Raw genomic sequence first — 17,759 nt, 5'->3', positions numbered from 1 at the left:
AGCCTAAAAAGCATAGTGTAAATTCATATAATAATAGGCGCCGTTGAAACCGAAAGGAGCAGAGCGGCGCGAATATTTAAAAACCCCCGTACTTTCAACAATTATATCGCCCTGTTCATTTTCAATTGTGCCACCTCGAGAGTTTCCTATGCTATTTACATCAGGCATGACATTGAATAAATTATGACTGCCTAAAGTAACAGAAAGCTTTTTTGACACTTGATAATTAATCGAAACGTCAGTCAAAAGTTCTTCACTATACGTTTGTTTACCTCCATCTGTTATCGTGTATTTACCATAATGGTTGAGTAATAAATTTACTGTCCAATATAGGTTTTTATAACGAGTGTTTAAGCTTACTTTACTGCGAGGTTGCCATTCTTCAATAATAGAAATATCTTGCTCTGAAAAAATCTTTTCAACCGCAATTGTGTGTAACGTACTGTGGCTAGGTGTAAATAATTTTGTTACCTCTGTATTTGTAAAGTTTGCAGCCAGAGTGAAATTAATATTCCCTGCTAAAGCTTGAGTCTGCCAAGAGGCGACAATATCAGTACCTTGAGTTTTTGTACCCGCCCCATTCAAGAAGAATTGCCCTTTGGTGACACCTTCTTCGATAAAAGCTTGATCAAGTAAATGAGATATTCCCATGCCTAATTTACTGCTAATAACGATACGGTCGTCAATATTTATTTGATAAAAATCAACACTTAAATCAATATTATCAGTAGGGCTGTAAATCAAACCTATACTGAGGTTGTCAGACTCTTCTTCTTTAAGTGTAGGGACACCAAGGCGAGTTGTTAAGGTGCTATCATTTCTAAATGTTTCCACTTCCTCACTTAACAGTGAACCACTTTCGTCAACAATAAACTGTGTGCTAATGTTATTAAAGTACATTTGTTGCATCGAAGGTGCACGAAAACCAGTGCTATAAGCACCACGTAAAATAATGTTGTCGTTTACCTGCCAATGAGCCGCAATTTTAGAGTTACTACTGTTACCAAAGACATCATAATCATCATAGCGGACAGCCGCGCTAAGTTGTAAAAAATCATTGATTTGCGTAACAGATTCAGCAAAAAGTGAAACAACATTCCGGCTTTCATTAACGCCAAGTTCAGGTGAAACACCGGGAAAGCCTTGAATACCCCCCGCCGCATCATGCTCAAACAACGGCTGATGGTTTTTTGTATCATAATCCTCAAAACTGTATGCTTCTCCGGGTATTATTTCGTATTTGTCTTGGCGAAACTCAGCGCCTAATACCAGAGAATAATTTTCATAATCTTTTTTAAATAATAAATTAACGGTCTCTAGTGATAATGACAAACCGTAGGCAAAGGCAGAACAAGGAAGTTGTGTACGAAGCTCATCTGTTGTTAAATCACTGGTATATAATAGATAGTTAGCATAAGAGGCATTCAGTGAATCACTCGTGGTGTAGTCTATTTGATTTTTCCCATAGGTATATGAAATATCAATAGTAGCGTCATTATCAAAAGAAACTTTATAGCCGAGGCTATATGAAATATCTTCTATATCTGAATTTATTTTAGGTAAATAACCTTGTGGGATAGCAGCACTGCTATCGCCTAAGATTGGGTTTTCGTGAGTATTTGCATTATGACGAAAAAAAGCAGCCGATTCATTTTCTCGGTGTGAATAGGTTAAGAAACCATAAAGTTGTCCTTTATTTAGCTCTAACTCACTATTTGCCGCAAAAGAAAGTTGCTGGTAAGAGGGATCACCTATTCGAAATGTTTCCCTGCTAGCGGATAATTCCCGAGGATCACTGGTTTGCCAATGACCATTTTCTACTTGAACACACTGGTCAAACTGGCAGGCACCATGTAATCCAGACCGATTAGTACTTTGGTGCTCAACTAAACTTAAGGTAGCATTGACAAAACCATCATGACTCAACGCTAAACCCTGCGTATAGGATAATGTAAAGTCTTCACCATCGCCTTGCTTATATGCACCAACAGATGTTTCTAAGGTTGATTGGTCGCTACTATCATTGAGTACAATGTTAATCACCCCCGCTATTGCATCAGAGCCATATTGAGCAGCGGCACCGTCTCGTAAAATTTCAATTCGTTTGATCGCTCTTACTGCAATAGCATTCATATCTGTTCCAGCAGTGCCTCGACCAACAGAGCTGTTTATATGAATTAAGCTCGCTTGATGACGACGTTTACCATTTAATAAAATAAGTGTTTGGTCCGGTCCTAATCCCCGTAAAGTTGCTGGCTGTAATACATCACTACCGTCACTTATTGCTGACCGAGAAAAGTTGAAAGAAGGCACAAGCGCTTGCAACATTTGGCCAAGGTTTGTGTGGCCACTATTGCGTAAAGTATCACCAGAAATAATATCAACAGGAACAGGCAAGTCTTTTACTGTTCTACCATTGATATGGCTACCCACAATCGCTATTCTTTCAATAGACTTTATCTTCTTTTTAGCTTTAATTATTGGCTTAGTATCTTTATAACCCTCAACCTTAACCTTTTGCTTAATAGACCATTGGCCTTTAGCATTTATTTGAGCGATAAGGTGAGTGTTTTTTAACAGCTTTCTTAAAGCTAAAGAAACTGAGTAATATCCATCTATCGCTTTACTGTTTAAAGCATTAGTTAAATCATAGGAAAATAAAATGCTCTGATCAGCTTGCTGAGCAAGTTTAATTAATGCTTGGTCAACAGGTTGCGCGTCAACACTAAAGTAAATAATTTTTGACGTAATCGTTGATATGTCAGCTCGACTCACTAAGCTAAAAGTCAATGAGGAGGTAATGAAGATTAATAAAGAGAAAGTGTTGAATTTTTTTGCTAAAGGATAGCTCATTCGCTTTTTTTTCTTTCTTTAAATGAAGAGGGTAGTAATATCTGAACAAGTGCTCTGATTGTTATCATGGAATACAAAAAGATCACCTGTTATTTATAATGTTTGTTCATCGCACTAATCTATAGCGTACTTGAGGTTGTTGGCCCTAAGGTTGCTGAATGAATCGCTTTAGTGATCAATACGTTGTTATTATTAGTCTTTGTATATGTTAAATCGAAGTTATAACTAATGGAATCTAACAAGGTCTCAACATCACCAGCCTTAAAGTAACCCGCAACTTTTATTTTGGCAAGCTCTTGATCTTGAATCGTAAACCTTATGTCTGTGTAGCGGCTAATTTCATCAAGGGCCGTTGCGAGTGTTTCACCATCAAAAATAAGCATGCCTTTTTGCCAGGCAAGCTCATGGGAGAGTGCTAGCGGCGAAATTTTATTTTTTGGTAATTGAATTTTGTTGGCTATAACTGTTTTTTCACCCGCAATGACAATGTTGTTTCTCTCAGGAAATTGAACCGTATTTGCTATCTGTTGCGTTAATTCAATGAGTGGCTCATTAGAATCAGCGATTAATACTCGCCCTTCAGTAACAATTAATTCTAGATGATTATTATCATTTTTCTGTACGTTAAAAATGGTGCCTAAAGCGGTAAATGATTGTTGACCAGAAGTGACACTAAATGGACGGGATTGATCTTTTGCTACGTCAAATAAAGCCTCACCTTTTACCAAGTTTAATTGGCGATGATTATCACTGAAACTTAGGGTGAGTAAACTGTTGGTATTGAGGTGAACAAGTGAACCATCGGGTAAGCTAAAACTGGCTTGCTCACCTGTTTTAGTAGAAAACTGTTGGTAAACAATTGCGGATGAAGTTTGTTGAAAAAATGAGAATAAACTTTTATTTAAAAATATTTCACTGGTCAGCATACTAAAAAAAATAACGCTGGCAGCTAATGATAAGTGTTTAAATAGTTTTTGAGTATTGTTTGAATGTTTTTTTTCTAACGGGAATAAGCCATTGAACTCAGCAAATAATTTAGAGGTCTTTATTGAAGGCGAATATTTGTGCAATGCTAAATGATGCTTGTTATCTTGGTTTACCCAAGCAACAAAGGCTTGTCGCTCCTGCTGCGATAAACCTTGTTCAACGCGCCATAACCAATATTTTGCTTGCACTTCTATTTCACTATTACATTGTATTTTAGTCATCATAAATATCTTGTGTTAATTCAATTTACGCAAACATCGATATATTTATTCGACCATGCCGGCATCCTTGCTTAATAGCAAACGACTGTATTTATATCATTCAGGTCTTACTGTAGATATGTTAATAAGTCGAAATAATAAATAGGGGTACATACTCAATACCTCATCTACCTATTTTTATACTCTACCTTTATTTCTTTTTATTTGCACGTTTCGCTTGTTTTTTCGCCTTAGCTTTTTTCTGTGACTTACTTATTTTTATTTTTGGCTTTTTCAATGCGAGTTTAGACTCTTTATATTGTGGCTTTAAGCCTTCAATATTTCTGCGTGTTAATCGCTCGTCCATGTAACGTTCAATTTTAGCTATTACAGGCATGTCGTGCGCTTCTACTAAAGATATCGCGGTGCCTTTATTACCTGCTCTGCCGGTTCTGCCAATACGATGTAAATAAATGTCAGCTTTACGGGGCATGTCAAAATTAATAACATGGGTAATGTCGTCAATATCTAAACCACGCGCAGCAACATCGGTAGCAACGAGTACTTTCACCATACCAGAACGCAGGCGATTAATGGCATGATTACGCTTGTCTTGTGGCATTTTACCCTCAAGCCATGCACAAGGAATTTCTTCTGCGTATAGTTTTCCTGATAAATGCTGAACGGTTTCACGTTTATTGGCAAAAACTACCGTCCGTTCGAAGCCTTCTTGTTTTAACAAGTTAATTAACAATTTAAATTTATGTTCTTTGTCATCAGCTAAGTGAAGCCATTGATGAATTTTAGCTTTTTCTTTCCGTGAAGGGTGAGACTCTAAGAATACGGGCTCGTTAAGTACTTCTTTCGAAAAACGTAAAACACCAGCACCTTCGAGTGTTGCTGAAAAAAGCATTGTTTGTTTACGCCAGCGAGCTTCGCCCACAATACGGTTAATTGCATCAGAGAATCCCATATCAAGCATACGGTCTGCTTCATCAAGCACAAGAATTTCAATGTCACGTGCTTCAAATTGTTCTGATTCAAGATATTCGAGTAAACGACCGGGTGTTGCGACTAAAATATCGGTATTTTTTGTTAGTACGTCTTTGTGGCTATCGTAACTAACACCACCGGTAATTAAGCCTGTTTTAATGTCTGTTAATTCAGTTAATTGCGTACATTGTTCGCTGGTTTGAATAGCAAGCTCGCGCGTTGGAGATAAAATAAGTACACGAGGAAAACCTGGGCTTTTACGCGGGTAATCTAATAAATGTTGAGCGATAGGTAATATAAAAGCAGCTGTTTTACCTGTGCCGGTTGGCGCCGAAGCTAAAACATCTTTACCGGTCATGGCGACAGGTAAGACCAACTCTTGAATAGAGGTTGGTTTTTTATAACCGGCATTTTGAATGCCGCCTAGTAGTGCTGAATCTAGGTCAAATTGCTCAAACATAAAGTATAATTTCGGTCAGGGTAATATTGCGGTGAATTATAAAGTGAAAAAGGGTATTTAGCTAAAGCTATTTGAGATAGTCACCTTTTATTTTGATTTTTTATTCACTTTCAATAATTTCAGCGATTTCACCTTGAATTTGCTGACACCATAGCGATATGCGCTCATCACTTTGTTCGTATTGATTATCTTCATCTAATGATAAACCCACAAATTGGCTCTTATCCTCGGTGAGCGCTTTTGATGCTTCAAATTCATAGCCTTGGTTTGGCCAATAACCTATCACAAAACCGTCTTGGGCGATTACTTGCTCATGTAACATGCCCAATGCGTCTTGAAACCATTCGGTATAGCCTATTTGGTCGCCCATGCCGAAGAGTGCGATAATTTTCCCAGATAAATCTAATGTTGCAATGTCGTCCCAGTGGCCTTCCCAGTCTTCTTGGATTTGACCGTAATCCCAAGTCGAAATACCCATAATGACGATGTCAAAATCAGTGGTTTTATCTAGGGGAGTTTCTTTAATATTAAACAATTCGACTTGAAGTTGTGGTTTAATGGTCGAGTGTTCAATAAAATATTGTTGAATTTTTTCCGCTGCCATTTCGGTATAACAAGTGGTAGAACCGTAAAACAAACCAACTTTCATGAGGGAACCTTAAGAATATATTTGAGCTTAAAAAAATGTGAACGGGCTGACTTTAAAGCCGCTATTTTATAAGAGTTTACCAGATAGATCATATCAAACCAGTAAAAAAAATATACCCATAACAATCAGTGCGGAGATTTTTACAAATTAATGGTAACGAATAAAATACCTATTTACATTTATTAATACGGGGATATGGTCAGGTTTATTGCATTTACAGGCAATTCACTGTAATTTTAGTGCTAATAAAACGGTCATGTTATATAGCTAAATCGATCTGGTGTAATCTATTAGGTTGATTATTATTCTTTGGTTATAAGTTCTACTTTTAGGAAGTCATTAATGTTTAAGAAAATTTCCCTTGCCCTTACGGCAGTTTGTGTTGCTAGTTTAGTCTTTGCTGGAGAACAGCCAACAGTTGCTGTAAATAACGCATCAACTAATACCGCTACCATCAATAACACCACTCATTTTGATGCGGCTAAATTAAAAGCAAAGCTCACGTTAATGTTAGGTTTAGAAATTGATGTAATTAAACCTTCAGCGATGCCAGGCTTAGTTGAGCTGGTTACTAACCAAGGTTTGTTCTATGCAAGTGCGGACGGTAAATTTTTTATTCAAGGTAAACTTTATGGTTTAGGCGGTAAAGTTGTTAATTATTCAGAAGAAAGTTTAGCGCAAGTTAGACTCGACGGCATGGATAAATTTGCTGACTCAATGATCGTTTATCCTGCAAAAAATGAAAAGCATGTTGTTACTGTATTTACTGACATTACTTGCGGTTACTGTCGTAAAATGCACGAACAGATGGATGAATATAATGACAAAGGGATCACTGTACGTTATTTGGCTTATCCGCGTTCAGGCGTGAAAGACCGTACGGGGCAATACTCACAAGGCTTTAAAGATCTCCGCTCGATTTGGTGTCATGAAGACCCAGCCGACGCATTAACGAAAGCTAAAATGGGATCGAATGTTGCCCAGCGCATATGTGACAAGCCTATAGAAGATGAGTTTAACTTTGGCCGCCAAGTGGGGGTCAGCGGTACACCTGCTGTTATTCTAGAAAATGGCATGATGTTACCGGGCTATCAAGAGCCTGATGCACTTATTGGCATACTTGAACAGATGAAAGTCGCAGGATAACTTACCTACCACCATGAATCATTCTCACTTAGATGGCAGGCCTTGGCCTGCCATTTTTCTCTTACTTTCATTGAAATTAATTATTAGACTCCCTTCTTATGCAAAAGCAAATTGTTCGTCGCCCTTATCTTAATGATAATCACCTGCCAAATCATCTCCATCCACTTATAAAGCAAATATATGCGAGTCGAGGTATCAAAAATGAGCGTGAACTTGAACTGAAGGTTAGCCAGCTCTGTGCTATAGAAAGTTTAAAAGGGATAAACCAAGGCTGTCAGGTTTTACATCAAGCATTAATTGAAAATAAAAATATTGCTATTATCGGTGATTTTGATGCTGATGGAGCCACAAGTACGGCGTTAATGATGGAGGCATTACGTTTGTTTGGCAGCGATAATTATCAGTTTTTAGTGCCAAATCGATTTTTATATGGCTATGGATTAACCCCTGAAATTGTTGAAATTGCGGCTAAGCAGGGTGCTGAGCTATTAATTACGGTTGATAATGGCATTAGTTGTGTTGCAGGGGTTGCCAAAGCAAAGTCATTAGATTTAAGTGTTATTGTCACCGATCATCACCTACCAGGTATGACGCTACCAGATGCCGACGCTATTATTAATCCAAATCAAGTGGGTTGTAATTTCCCCAGTAAAGCGCTGGCGGGTGTGGGTGTCGCTTTTTATTTTATGATGGCAATGCGCAAATATTTACGAGAGAAGAATTGGTTTGTTGATAAAAAAATAGCTGAGCCTAATATTGCCCAATTACTCGATTTAGTGGCTCTTGGGACAGTGGCTGATGTTGTTTCCCTTGATAATAATAATCGTATTCTTGTCGAGCAAGGTTTAAAAAGAATACGTGCAGGTGTTACGCGACCCGGTATTCAAGCATTATTAGAGATAGCAGGGAAAGATCAAAAAAGAATAGTAGCCAGTGATTTTGGTTTTGCTTTGGGCCCTAGAATAAATGCGGCTGGGCGTTTAGACGATATGTCTTACGGAATTAATTGTTTGCTCGCAAAAGATCTTACTTCGGCGAGAGTGATGGCGGCAGATCTTGACGACTTAAATAAGTCGCGTAGAGAAATAGAGCAAGGTATGCAGCAAGAAGCAGAACAAGTATTAAAAAGCTTAAACTTTTCAAACGACAACTTACCACATGCTATTTCATTGTTCCAAAGGGATTGGCATCAAGGGGTTATTGGTATTGTTGCGGGGCGTTTAAAAGAAAAATTTCATCGCCCAAGTATCGTATTTGCTGGAACAAGTGACGACTTATCTCCAGATAAATCAGGAAAAGTCAGCGAAATTAAAGGCTCAGCACGTTCTATACCTGGATTGCATATTCGCGATTTACTCGAGCATCTTGATACGCAACACCCTAATATCATTATAAAGTTTGGTGGCCATGCGATGGCGGCTGGTTTATCAATAGCCGAAGATAACTTTGAAAAATTTCAGCAGTTGTTTAATCAATATGCTGAACTCTGGTTAAGCAGTGATGACCTCAAGGGCACACTATCTTCTGATGGTGAATTACCCGTGAATCAAATGACGTTATCTTTTGCCCAATTACTACGTGACTCAGGTCCTTGGGGACAAAATTTTATCGAACCGTTATTTGACGATAAATTTACCCTCGTACAGCAACGTATTGTTGGTCACAAGCATTTAAAACTCGTTATTGAAAAAGAGGGGCAAGTTTTTGATGCGATTGCTTTTAATGTCGATTTAACCCGCTGGCCTGATCACAAAACTCAACAAGTACACCTTGCTTATCGTCTCGATATTAATGAATTTCGCGGTAAACAAAGTGTGCAATTTATAGTTGAGTACCTTGCATAAAAAGTGGGCTATTCTTCACTTTTTTTCACCCAGTTTAGTCAGTTAAATCGTTTATTTAGCAATTAAATTACGCTACAATGCGCCACTATTTTATTTTATTCTTTAGGGCGTTCATTTTAGCGCCAAATTTGCGACGTAAAATTATAAACTATGATTGAAGCTAACCCGGTAATAAACAAAATTAAAGATATCCGCGAGCGTACAGATATGCTTCGGGGGTACCTTTGACTATGACCAAAGATCCGAACGTTTAGTTGAAGTTGTTCGAGAGCTCGAATCGCCCGAAGTTTGGAATGACCCCGAACGTGCACAAGCGCTTGGTAAAGAAAGGTCATCACTTGAAGCGATTGTTGAAACGATTGACGAAATGGACAGAGGCTGTGAAGATATTGAAGGCTTAGTTGAACTTGCTGTTGAAGAAGAAGATGAAGAAACCTTTAATGACGCAGAAGAAGAAATAAAGGCGTTAGAGAAAAGCCTAGAAAAACTAGAGTTTCGCCGCATGTTTTCTGGTGAACACGACGAAAACAGTTGTTATCTAGATATTCAGTCAGGCTCAGGTGGCACCGAAGCACAAGACTGGGCTGAAATGCTGATGCGTATGTATCTACGTTGGGGCGAAGCGCACGGTTATAAGACTGAAGCGATTGAAATTACTGACGGTGATGTGGCTGGTATTAAAGGCTGTACAATTAAATATACCGGCGAATATGCTTATGGTTGGCTACGCACGGAAACAGGTGTTCATCGTCTTGTGAGAAAGTCACCGTTTGACTCAAGCGGACGTCGTCATACTTCATTTGCTTCGGCCTTTATTTACCCTGAAATAGACGACAATATTCAAATAGATATTAATCCTGCAGATTTACGCATTGATACCTTTCGCGCTTCGGGTGCAGGTGGTCAGCATGTAAACAAAACGGATTCAGCTATCCGTATCACGCATGTTCCTACTGGGGCCGTTGTCGCTTGTCAGGCTGACCGTTCTCAGCATAAAAACAGAGCTACGGCAATGAAATTGCTAAAAGCCAAGCTTTTTGAAATGGAAATGCAAAAGAAAAATGAAGGTAAGCAAGAATTAGAAGACGGAAAATCAGACATCGGTTGGGGCAGTCAGATACGCTCATACGTTTTAGACGACAGCCGCATTAAAGATTTACGCACCGGCGTTGAAAACCGTAATGCACAAGCGGTTTTAGATGGTGATTTAGACAAATTTTTAGAAGCTAGCCTTAAATCTGGTTTATAAAATAATATGTAGGTCGAACCACGTGAAACCTGGTTCGATAATCAAAACTTAAAAAGTTAACGAGAAACAACATGACCGACCAAGCACAAGTAAATCAGCAAGAAGAGAATAAATTAATCGCCGAACGTCGCGGTAAATTAGCGAAGATTCGTGAAAACTGTCCGGCTAATGGTCATCCAAACAAGTTTGACCGAAAACACTACGCTGCTGATTTACAAGCTGAGCATGGCGAAAAAGATAAAGAAACACTTGAAGCTGAAACAGCAACGTACAGTATTGCTGGTCGTGTTATGGCTAAACGTGGTCCATTTCTTGTTCTTCAAGATATGTCTGGTCGCATTCAAGCGTATGCACATAAAACGGTGCAAAAAGACATTAAAGAGCGTTGGGGTACTTTAGATATAGGCGATATTATTGGCGTTACGGGTACTATGCATATGTCTGGTAAAGGCGATTTATATGTCAATATGGATGAGTATCATTTATTGACTAAGTCTTTACGCCCGTTGCCAGAAAAGTTCCACGGTTTATCTGATGTTGAAACCAAGTATCGTCAACGTTATGTTGATTTGATCATCAATGAAGAAACACGTAATACGTTCAAAATACGTTCTAAAATCGTTGAAGGTATTCGTCAGTTTTTAACAGTGCGTGGCTTTATGGAAGTAGAAACGCCAATGCTTCAAACCATTCCTGGTGGCGCAACAGCTAAACCCTTTGAAACTTTTCATAATGCTTTAGATATAGACATGTATATGCGTATTGCACCTGAGCTTTACTTGAAGCGTTTAGTGGTTGGCGGTTTTGAAAAAGTATTCGAAATTAACCGTAACTTCCGTAATGAAGGTTTATCGTCACGTCATAATCCAGAATTCACCATGATTGAATTCTACCAAGCTTATGCTGACTATAAAGACTTAATGAACATTACCGAAGACATGTTACGTACGCTTGCTGAAAATGTAATGGGTAGCTCGGTTATTCGTAATACTGTTAAAAATAGTGATGGTGAAGTAACAGAAGAGAAATTCTATGACTTTGGCAAATCGTTTACACGTTTATCGATGGTTGATGCCATTTTATTATACGGTAACGATTTGGATGAAAATGTTTTACGTAACCCAGAAGAAAATTTTGACGCACTTAAAGCAATGGCTAAACAAGTGGGCGTTAAAGAAACTGAAGCTTCTAAAGTTTGGGGTGCGGGTAAATATGTTTGTGAAATATTTGAAGAAGTTGCCGAGCATATGCTTGATCAACCAACCTTTATTACCGAATACCCTTGGGAAGTTTCACCATTAGCACGTCGTAATGATGACAACCCATTTATTACTGACCGTTTTGAATTCTTTGTTGGTGGCCGTGAATTAGCCAATGGTTTTTCTGAGCTTAACGATGCAGAAGACCAAGCGGCACGTTTCAAAAACCAAGTGGCAGGTAAAGACGCTGGTGATGATGAAGCGATGCATTATGATGAAGACTATATACAAGCACTTGAGTATGGTTTGCCGCCAACAGCGGGTGAAGGTATTGGCATTGATCGTTTAGTGATGTTATTTACTGATTCACCAACGATTAAAGACGTTATTTTATTCCCACATATGCGTCCTTTAGCTGAGTAGCGTCTTTAACTACTCCTTTAAAAGAGGTAATTGAATATTAAAAAGCCGGATAAGTTATGACTTATCCGGCTTTTTTATGTCCAGGATGAACGGTATGTCGTGGTGGCATGGATGCCAGTGAACGTATGTGTTCAGAATTAAAGGTATGTGAGTGAACTTTTATATATCGGTTAATCCCCAAATAAAAGCAATGACACCCGTAAATCCAATCAGAAATATATAAGCACTGCCAATGAAAGCATATTTAATAAAAGTAAATAAATACCCTTGCTTATAGACACGTTTTTGCATGATGAATAAATATATAGGAATCCAAATGAGTAATGCTTTAATGGCAACTTCAATAGTCCCCGTAAGCGATGGTAAAGCTGTTTCACAATAGTCGTAAAAAATATCGAGTAATTCTACGAGTAATATAGTGATAAATATAAAACTATGACTATGCAGCGCCACAGTTAAATGTTCCATATATAAACGTTTTGAAAAAAGGAACATTATTTTGAGTAATAACGCAAAAATTGGAAGGAGTATAAACATTAATTGAGGTAATTTACCTATGGCCTCTTGAACTAATGGGGTCGGATCTGAATGAAAGGTTTTTTCTGCTTTCTTGACCAAAGATTTTACAAAAACATTAAGCTTTTCATTACTCTGTTTACTTAAAAAGTCGAAAGATAATGTACCATCAGCATTATTTCCAAAAGTAACCGGTTTATCGACGTTAGTGATTTCCTCTCCATTTTTAACCTTGGTAATGTTTAACGTAAGTAACTCGTAACGTTTTTTTAGTTCTTTTGATAGCGCTTGATCATTGTTTAATTGCTTTAACTCTATTTTTACTAACTTACTGGTAATATCTGCTAACGTTTTGTTTTTATCAATACTATAGTCTTTATTCATGTCATCTAAAAAATTTTGGAATTTTGATGTTTCACTGCTTATTTCTAATAATTCGTTCGTATTAAGAGGAGATTTTTTTATCGCTGAAAGCCTACTAGCTTCAAGTAAAGTAAGGTGTTTTTTGATTTCAGTTATTGTTGTTTGATTGTTATTAACAGTTAAGATTTTGTTGTTTTCTAAAGAAACTAAGAAATTCAATGTTATAAAGAAAACAATACTGATGAACAAATATAGCCTAAGTGGTGGCACAAAATGTACGCGCTTTCCGGCGATATATTCGTTGGTTAAAAAACCAGGACGAGAAAGTAATGGCAGTATAGTACGAGTAGCTCGTGAATCGAAACTAAAAATATCATCAAGTAAATGTAATATAACCACCCAAAAATACTTTAATGTCGACTCGGCTTGTTGACCACACTGTGCACAGAAAGGACCACGGAGTGGTTGATGGCAATTTTCACATTGATGACCATCTGATACTTTAAAGGATTCAGGCTTGTCAGGTAAGGTTGCATTGAGGGTAACATCACTGTTTTTTTCAACTAACTCGTTATTTCGCATAAAAGTATTTGCAGGTTGCTAGAAACAATATAACAAAATCATATCATTATGCTTATAAAAAGTGTGAATGAAAAATTATAAATTTTTACAAAAAATTTAAGTTAACTTAGTGCTGTCTGCGTAACTATCTGTTAAGTTTAATTAGATTTTAAAATAAATCTAAGAAAATATACTCTGTTTATAATTGCGCTAGTTAATAAGATTTAAGCAAAGTGTATAAATAGAAAAGCCAAATACAGGAGAATTATAATGGCGTTTGAAGTGAAATTTGAATTAACAGAATCAGACTTAGAGCACTTCCGTGATGTAATGCGTAAAGCACAATCAGGAGCTGAAAAACTTAGTGAAGCACTTATTTTAAGTAACGCTAAGAAAATTAGCCAAGATATAAAAGGAAGTGTTCCTGAATTTGTAAGCGAACGTATTAAAAAGCTTGAAACTTTAGTGGCGATGATAGAAGACTCTGAATGGAAAATTCCAGCAGAAGAGCGCACTGATGTGCTAAGTGCTTTGGCTTACTTTAGTGATCCAGAAGATTTAGTGCCTGATCATATTCCTGTATTAGGCTTTTTAGACGATGCAATTATGATTGAATTAGTTGCTGAAGAACTAAAAGACGATATTGAAGCCTTTGAAGAATTTTGCGCTTATCGCAGTCGAGAAGAAGGGCGCAGTGGCGATGCAAAAATTACACGTGAAGAGTGGTTAGATTCAAAGCGTCGAGAGCTTCACAGTCGTATGAGAAATCGCCGTTCTACACGTCGAAGTGGTCGCTCATCATTTAGATCTGTTTTTTAATTTAAAAGTCAAAAAATGTTAATTTAAAAGCTTACTCATTTTATTGAGTAAGCTTTTTTATGTTCAGGATGAACGGTATGTCATGATCATACGGATGTGAAAGAATGACGGTGTTCAGGATGAACGGTATGTCATGATCACATGGATGTGAAAGAATGACGGTATTCAGGATGGCCTCTCTCAGACATCCTGTCTTTCAAAGCAATAGTGTATCCGTGCAGTTCAACGGTGATTTTTTTTTCTAACTAAACCTAAATACCTGCAGTCACGTAGGCAAGTTCAGGTTAACGAAATGAGTAGCAGGGAACGATGTCAATATTAAGATAATGGGTTGGGCTCAGATCAGGGTAACTAAAGTGGTCATCCGTGAGTTACGTATATCATCATCACAAGGAATCCGATTAGCACCATATTTAAGGCAATGATATAAGCAAAACCTTTTACACCTTCTTTTACACTAAAGCCCTTAGTATCTAAATATCGCCACCAAAAAAGGCACATAATAATGGGAAGGAGGAAGAACAGTTTGATCATAAGAGTCCGAATTTTAAAAATAAGCTTATCAACATCATAGGTAAAAAACGTTTGAATTGCTATTGGCTTGTAACATTTCCTTTTGATTCACGATCATTCTTTTCAATTAGCGCTGTTAATGGTTTTCTAATGCTATATAAGAAAATTAAACTTGGAATGACCATAAAAGCAGTTAAAACAAAAAACAGTGCCCAATTACCATCTAACCAGTCGACAATAATCCCTGAATATGATCCAAGCATAACGCGTCCAAAAGTACCTAATGAGACCATTAATGCGTATTGGCTGGCAGTAAACGTTTTATTACAAAGTACAGACAGCAGCGCAACAAATGCTACTGAGCCCCAAGCAGAAGTAAACCCGTCAACAAAAACAGTAAAAGCGAACAGTAACTTGTCAGGACCAACAACGGCCATTACAGCAAATAATAAATTACTAGATGCCATAGCAATACCGCCAATAAACAAGCCTTTCAATATACCGTAGCGAATAGTAAAAACACTGCCAATTAATGAAAATACGATGGTAGTTGCCCAATTGATCATTTTTGAGTAATAAGCAATATCACTATTTGAAAAACCTACTTCACGGTAGAAAACAATCGACATTCTGCCTAAATAAGCTTCACCTAGTTTGAATAAGAAAATAAATAATAAAATAGAAATCGCTAAATGCTTACCGTTTCGATCAAAAAACTCTTGAATAGGTGCAACAAGTGTTGCTAATAACCAAGCGGTTAATTTATGACTAAAACGTATTACTGATATATTATTACTGTTTTGATCATGACGAATCGATAGATTCAATCGACTTAATTGCTGACTAAAAATAAACAATAAGCTGATAATAAATAAAGTAATAAGAATAAGTTGATAATCGGTGGAAATAAAACTTACAGGCCAAGCGGGGTATCCAATGTTAGCGTAAATAATACTAACAAAAATTAGCGGAAGTATTAATAAAATGGCTAAAGGACGATGTCCTTGATTTGGCATTGCCAATAAATAATTATTCTGAATTGCATTGAGTATTTGCTCTCGGTCATTATTGGGTTCCTCTACTACGAATGCAGTGATCATTAATACTGCCATCATAGTGGCTAATACAAAATAAACTTCTGGCCATTGCCAGTTAGGTTGATCGACTAAAATAAAAGGAACGCTACCTAAGCCTGCAAAACCAGTCCACCAACCCGCAGTTGCCATTGCTGAACCGGCGGTCATATAATTACTATCATCATTGCTGAGTATATCAATACGGTAAGCATCGATAGCAATGTCTTGGCTTGAGCCTGCAAAGGCAATTAATAAACCAAATAATGCGACAATGCTAAGTTGATCAACGACATTCACTTGACTTAATTGAAAGGTAGCAATAACTATGACAAGTTGTGTCAGTAAAATCCAACTGCGACGTTGTCCAACTTTTACTGTCAGAAAAGGTATCTTCAATCGATCGACCAATGGGGACCATAAAAAATTAATACTATAGGTAACAAAGATAAGCCCAAATAAACCAATACTTGACCGACTGAGTCCTTCATCTTTTAACCAGCCACTCATTGCTGATCCAGTCATCACCCATGGAAAACCACTGGCTATACCAAAGAAAAAAACACTGAGTAAACGACGGTTTTTAAAGTAAGAAAGTGTATCCGAAAAAGAGTGAGTAGCAGACATTTATTGATGGTTATTTTAAGTTTTAAGAGCGCTTAGCCTAACAGAACGCAAGAAGATAGCGCAAGAAATTAGAACGTTTTGTTCATTATTTTTTAATTTGCTCAAGGCAGAGGCCGCCAACCAATACAGTCGATTGGATAACTGCCCGTACCGCTGAAGAAATCTAAACAGGTGGTTATCTCACTTTTGAAATATAAGTCGTAGTTAAGCGACTGAGCACCGTGCAAACTCATTTCATGAACTAAGTGCCAAAAAACGCGTTCTTTTGCACTTCCCGGTGTTTCATCATTTACTTTAAGTAATGTCCACTCTTCCATGGTATCAATAATGAATGTGTCTAGTTCAGTGTAATGTAGTGACTGATTAATAACTGCGTTAATATAATAAGCTATTTGCAGTGTTTTTTCGTTGATAAACGGCTCTATTATCATGACACCCTCAGTTTGCTCTTCTGTTTAAATAAACGGAAGTAAGAAAGTAGCTAGCGCTTTATTGAAATTTTATGAGTTGTTGAATGGCCAATTTATTACCTTATATATCGTAGATTAAAAAGAATTTGTCAAAGGTGTAGACAAATTAATTCTATTTAACAGTAATAATAGTCAAAAACGTTTGTTATTACCATTTGATAAAGAAATATATTGCCTTTACACTCTTTTGAAATTGAACGGTCAAACCTATTCTGCGGGCAGCAAGGTTGCTTTGTTCAAGGTTATTAGCTCTATTGGAACATCATCCCAGCCCATAGCATCGCTGTACTCTGTTTTGGCTAAGTTCATTGCATTTACAACTTCTTGGCCCTCGACAATGGTGCCAAATACCGTATATCCCCAACGACGGCCAGGATCTAGGCTTTTATTATCTGCCATATTAAAGAAAAATTGACGATTAGCCGTGTGTGGGCGATTTTCTTTTGCCATGGCAATTGTGCCTATTTCATTTTTTAAACCATTGCCTGATTCATTAGCAATATCGCCATCAACTTTTTTTAAATTGAAATTCTCATCGTAACCTCCGCCTTGTACGATAAAATTGACGACAATACGATGAAATATCGTGTTGTTATACTCACCTTTAACGACATACGTTAAAAAATTATCAACGGTTAACGGAGCGCGAATACGATCGAGTTCAACAATAATTATTCCTTTTGACGTTTCTAATTTTACTTTTGGAAATAAGTTATTGGGATCAATAGCAATATTCGTTGCTGATAAAGTTGTCGATAAAAATATGAATAAGAAAAGTAAATGTTTCATCATTGTTGCTTCTTTAAGAGTTGTT

General features: G+C 37.3%; 13 protein-coding genes. 5 read left to right on the top strand and 8 right to left on the bottom strand.

Features of this window, described 5'->3' with window-relative positions:
- Positions 1–3: 3 nt before the first annotated feature.
- The 4 genes from H4J52_RS17990 to fldB all read right to left on the bottom strand — a co-directional run bounded on the left by H4J52_RS17990 (position 4) and on the right by fldB (position 6,142).
- Positions 4–2,853 (bottom strand): TonB-dependent siderophore receptor, encoded by a 2,850-nt coding sequence (locus H4J52_RS17990; protein ID WP_182225336.1) that lies wholly within the window; start codon positions 2,851–2,853, stop codon positions 4–6.
- A gap of 119 nt (positions 2,854–2,972) precedes the next feature.
- Positions 2,973–4,064 carry a FecR family protein gene (locus H4J52_RS17985; protein WP_182181882.1) on the bottom strand — a complete coding sequence of 364 codons (1,092 nt, stop codon included), beginning with the start codon at positions 4,062–4,064 and terminating at the stop codon, positions 2,973–2,975.
- Positions 4,065–4,251: 187 nt separating this feature from the next.
- Positions 4,252–5,493, bottom strand: coding sequence for an ATP-dependent RNA helicase SrmB (gene srmB, locus H4J52_RS17980; protein WP_182181883.1), 1,242 nt, complete (start codon positions 5,491–5,493; stop codon positions 4,252–4,254).
- A 100-nt stretch (positions 5,494–5,593) separates the two neighbouring features.
- Positions 5,594–6,142, bottom strand: a complete 549-nt coding sequence (gene fldB, locus H4J52_RS17975; RefSeq protein WP_182181884.1) for a flavodoxin FldB — start codon at positions 6,140–6,142, stop codon at positions 5,594–5,596.
- 342 nt (positions 6,143–6,484) lie between these two features.
- On the opposite strand from fldB, the gene dsbC reads away from it, so the two are divergent.
- The 4 genes from dsbC to lysS all read left to right on the top strand — a co-directional run bounded on the left by dsbC (position 6,485) and on the right by lysS (position 12,003).
- Entirely contained in the window at positions 6,485–7,288 is an 804-nt protein-coding gene (dsbC, locus tag H4J52_RS17970; protein WP_182181885.1) for a bifunctional protein-disulfide isomerase/oxidoreductase DsbC, read from the top strand.
- Positions 7,289–7,386: 98 nt separating this feature from the next.
- Positions 7,387–9,132, top strand: a complete 1,746-nt coding sequence (gene recJ, locus H4J52_RS17965; RefSeq protein ID WP_182225335.1) for a single-stranded-DNA-specific exonuclease RecJ — start codon at positions 7,387–7,389, stop codon at positions 9,130–9,132.
- 150 nt (positions 9,133–9,282) lie between these two features.
- Positions 9,283–10,381 (top strand): peptide chain release factor 2 gene (prfB, locus tag H4J52_RS17960; RefSeq protein WP_182225334.1). Its coding sequence is split into 2 segments (ribosomal slippage): positions 9,283–9,357 and positions 9,359–10,381, totalling 1,098 coding nucleotides; the frame shifts between segments, so codons are not numbered across the junction.
- Between the two features lie 71 nt (positions 10,382–10,452).
- Positions 10,453–12,003 (top strand): lysine--tRNA ligase, encoded by a 1,551-nt coding sequence (gene lysS / locus H4J52_RS17955; protein ID WP_182181888.1) that lies wholly within the window; start codon positions 10,453–10,455, stop codon positions 12,001–12,003.
- Between the two features lie 159 nt (positions 12,004–12,162).
- Here the strand turns inward: lysS and H4J52_RS17950 are convergent, their stop codons facing one another.
- On the bottom strand, positions 12,163–13,464 hold the full coding sequence (locus H4J52_RS17950) for a DUF3667 domain-containing protein (protein ID WP_182225333.1): 1,302 nt from the start codon (positions 13,462–13,464) through the stop codon (positions 12,163–12,165).
- 249 nt (positions 13,465–13,713) lie between these two features.
- Between H4J52_RS17950 and H4J52_RS17945 the strand changes: the two genes are divergently transcribed.
- The gene (locus tag H4J52_RS17945) at positions 13,714–14,262 is read left to right on the top strand and encodes a YkvA family protein (RefSeq protein WP_182181890.1); all 549 of its coding nucleotides are present in this window, start codon (positions 13,714–13,716) and stop codon (positions 14,260–14,262) included.
- Between the two features lie 593 nt (positions 14,263–14,855).
- Here the strand turns inward: H4J52_RS17945 and H4J52_RS17940 are convergent.
- From H4J52_RS17940 to H4J52_RS17930, 3 genes are all read right to left on the bottom strand, one after another.
- Complete coding sequence (locus tag H4J52_RS17940; RefSeq protein ID WP_182181891.1) at positions 14,856–16,475, bottom strand: AmpG family muropeptide MFS transporter; 1,620 nt, start codon at positions 16,473–16,475, stop codon at positions 14,856–14,858.
- Positions 16,476–16,576: 101 nt separating this feature from the next.
- The gene (locus tag H4J52_RS17935) at positions 16,577–16,906 is read right to left on the bottom strand and encodes a hypothetical protein (protein ID WP_182225332.1); all 330 of its coding nucleotides are present in this window, start codon (positions 16,904–16,906) and stop codon (positions 16,577–16,579) included.
- A 246-nt stretch (positions 16,907–17,152) separates the two neighbouring features.
- Positions 17,153–17,737, bottom strand: a complete 585-nt coding sequence (locus tag H4J52_RS17930; RefSeq protein WP_310649595.1) for a peptidylprolyl isomerase — start codon at positions 17,735–17,737, stop codon at positions 17,153–17,155.
- Between the last annotated feature and the right edge of the window lie 22 nt (positions 17,738–17,759).

It is taken from the genome of Colwellia sp. MB02u-14 (genome assembly GCF_014076915.1).
Classification (GTDB): domain Bacteria; phylum Pseudomonadota; class Gammaproteobacteria; order Enterobacterales; family Alteromonadaceae; genus Colwellia_A.
The sequence above is the reverse complement of the archived record's forward strand: the minus strand, read 5'-3'. Positions and strand labels throughout refer to the sequence as shown.

What these genes read in the sequence shown, in the direction of transcription:
- H4J52_RS17990 (WP_182225336.1), bottom strand. Translation starts at nt 2,853, where the DNA reads ATGAGCTATCCTTTAGCAAAAAAATTCAACACTTTCTCTTTATTAATC.
- H4J52_RS17985 (WP_182181882.1), bottom strand. Translation starts at nt 4,064, where the DNA reads ATGATGACTAAAATACAATGTAATAGTGAAATAGAAGTGCAAGCAAAA.
- srmB (WP_182181883.1), bottom strand. Translation starts at nt 5,493, where the DNA reads ATGTTTGAGCAATTTGACCTAGATTCAGCACTACTAGGCGGCATTCAA.
- fldB (WP_182181884.1), bottom strand. Translation starts at nt 6,142, where the DNA reads ATGAAAGTTGGTTTGTTTTACGGTTCTACCACTTGTTATACCGAAATG.
- dsbC (WP_182181885.1), top strand. Translation starts at nt 6,485, where the DNA reads ATGTTTAAGAAAATTTCCCTTGCCCTTACGGCAGTTTGTGTTGCTAGT.
- recJ (WP_182225335.1), top strand. Translation starts at nt 7,387, where the DNA reads ATGCAAAAGCAAATTGTTCGTCGCCCTTATCTTAATGATAATCACCTG.
- lysS (WP_182181888.1), top strand. Translation starts at nt 10,453, where the DNA reads ATGACCGACCAAGCACAAGTAAATCAGCAAGAAGAGAATAAATTAATC.
- H4J52_RS17950 (WP_182225333.1), bottom strand. Translation starts at nt 13,464, where the DNA reads ATGCGAAATAACGAGTTAGTTGAAAAAAACAGTGATGTTACCCTCAAT.
- H4J52_RS17945 (WP_182181890.1), top strand. Translation starts at nt 13,714, where the DNA reads ATGGCGTTTGAAGTGAAATTTGAATTAACAGAATCAGACTTAGAGCAC.
- H4J52_RS17940 (WP_182181891.1), bottom strand. Translation starts at nt 16,475, where the DNA reads ATGTCTGCTACTCACTCTTTTTCGGATACACTTTCTTACTTTAAAAAC.
- H4J52_RS17935 (WP_182225332.1), bottom strand. Translation starts at nt 16,906, where the DNA reads ATGATAATAGAGCCGTTTATCAACGAAAAAACACTGCAAATAGCTTAT.
- H4J52_RS17930 (WP_310649595.1), bottom strand. Translation starts at nt 17,737, where the DNA reads ATGATGAAACATTTACTTTTCTTATTCATATTTTTATCGACAACTTTA.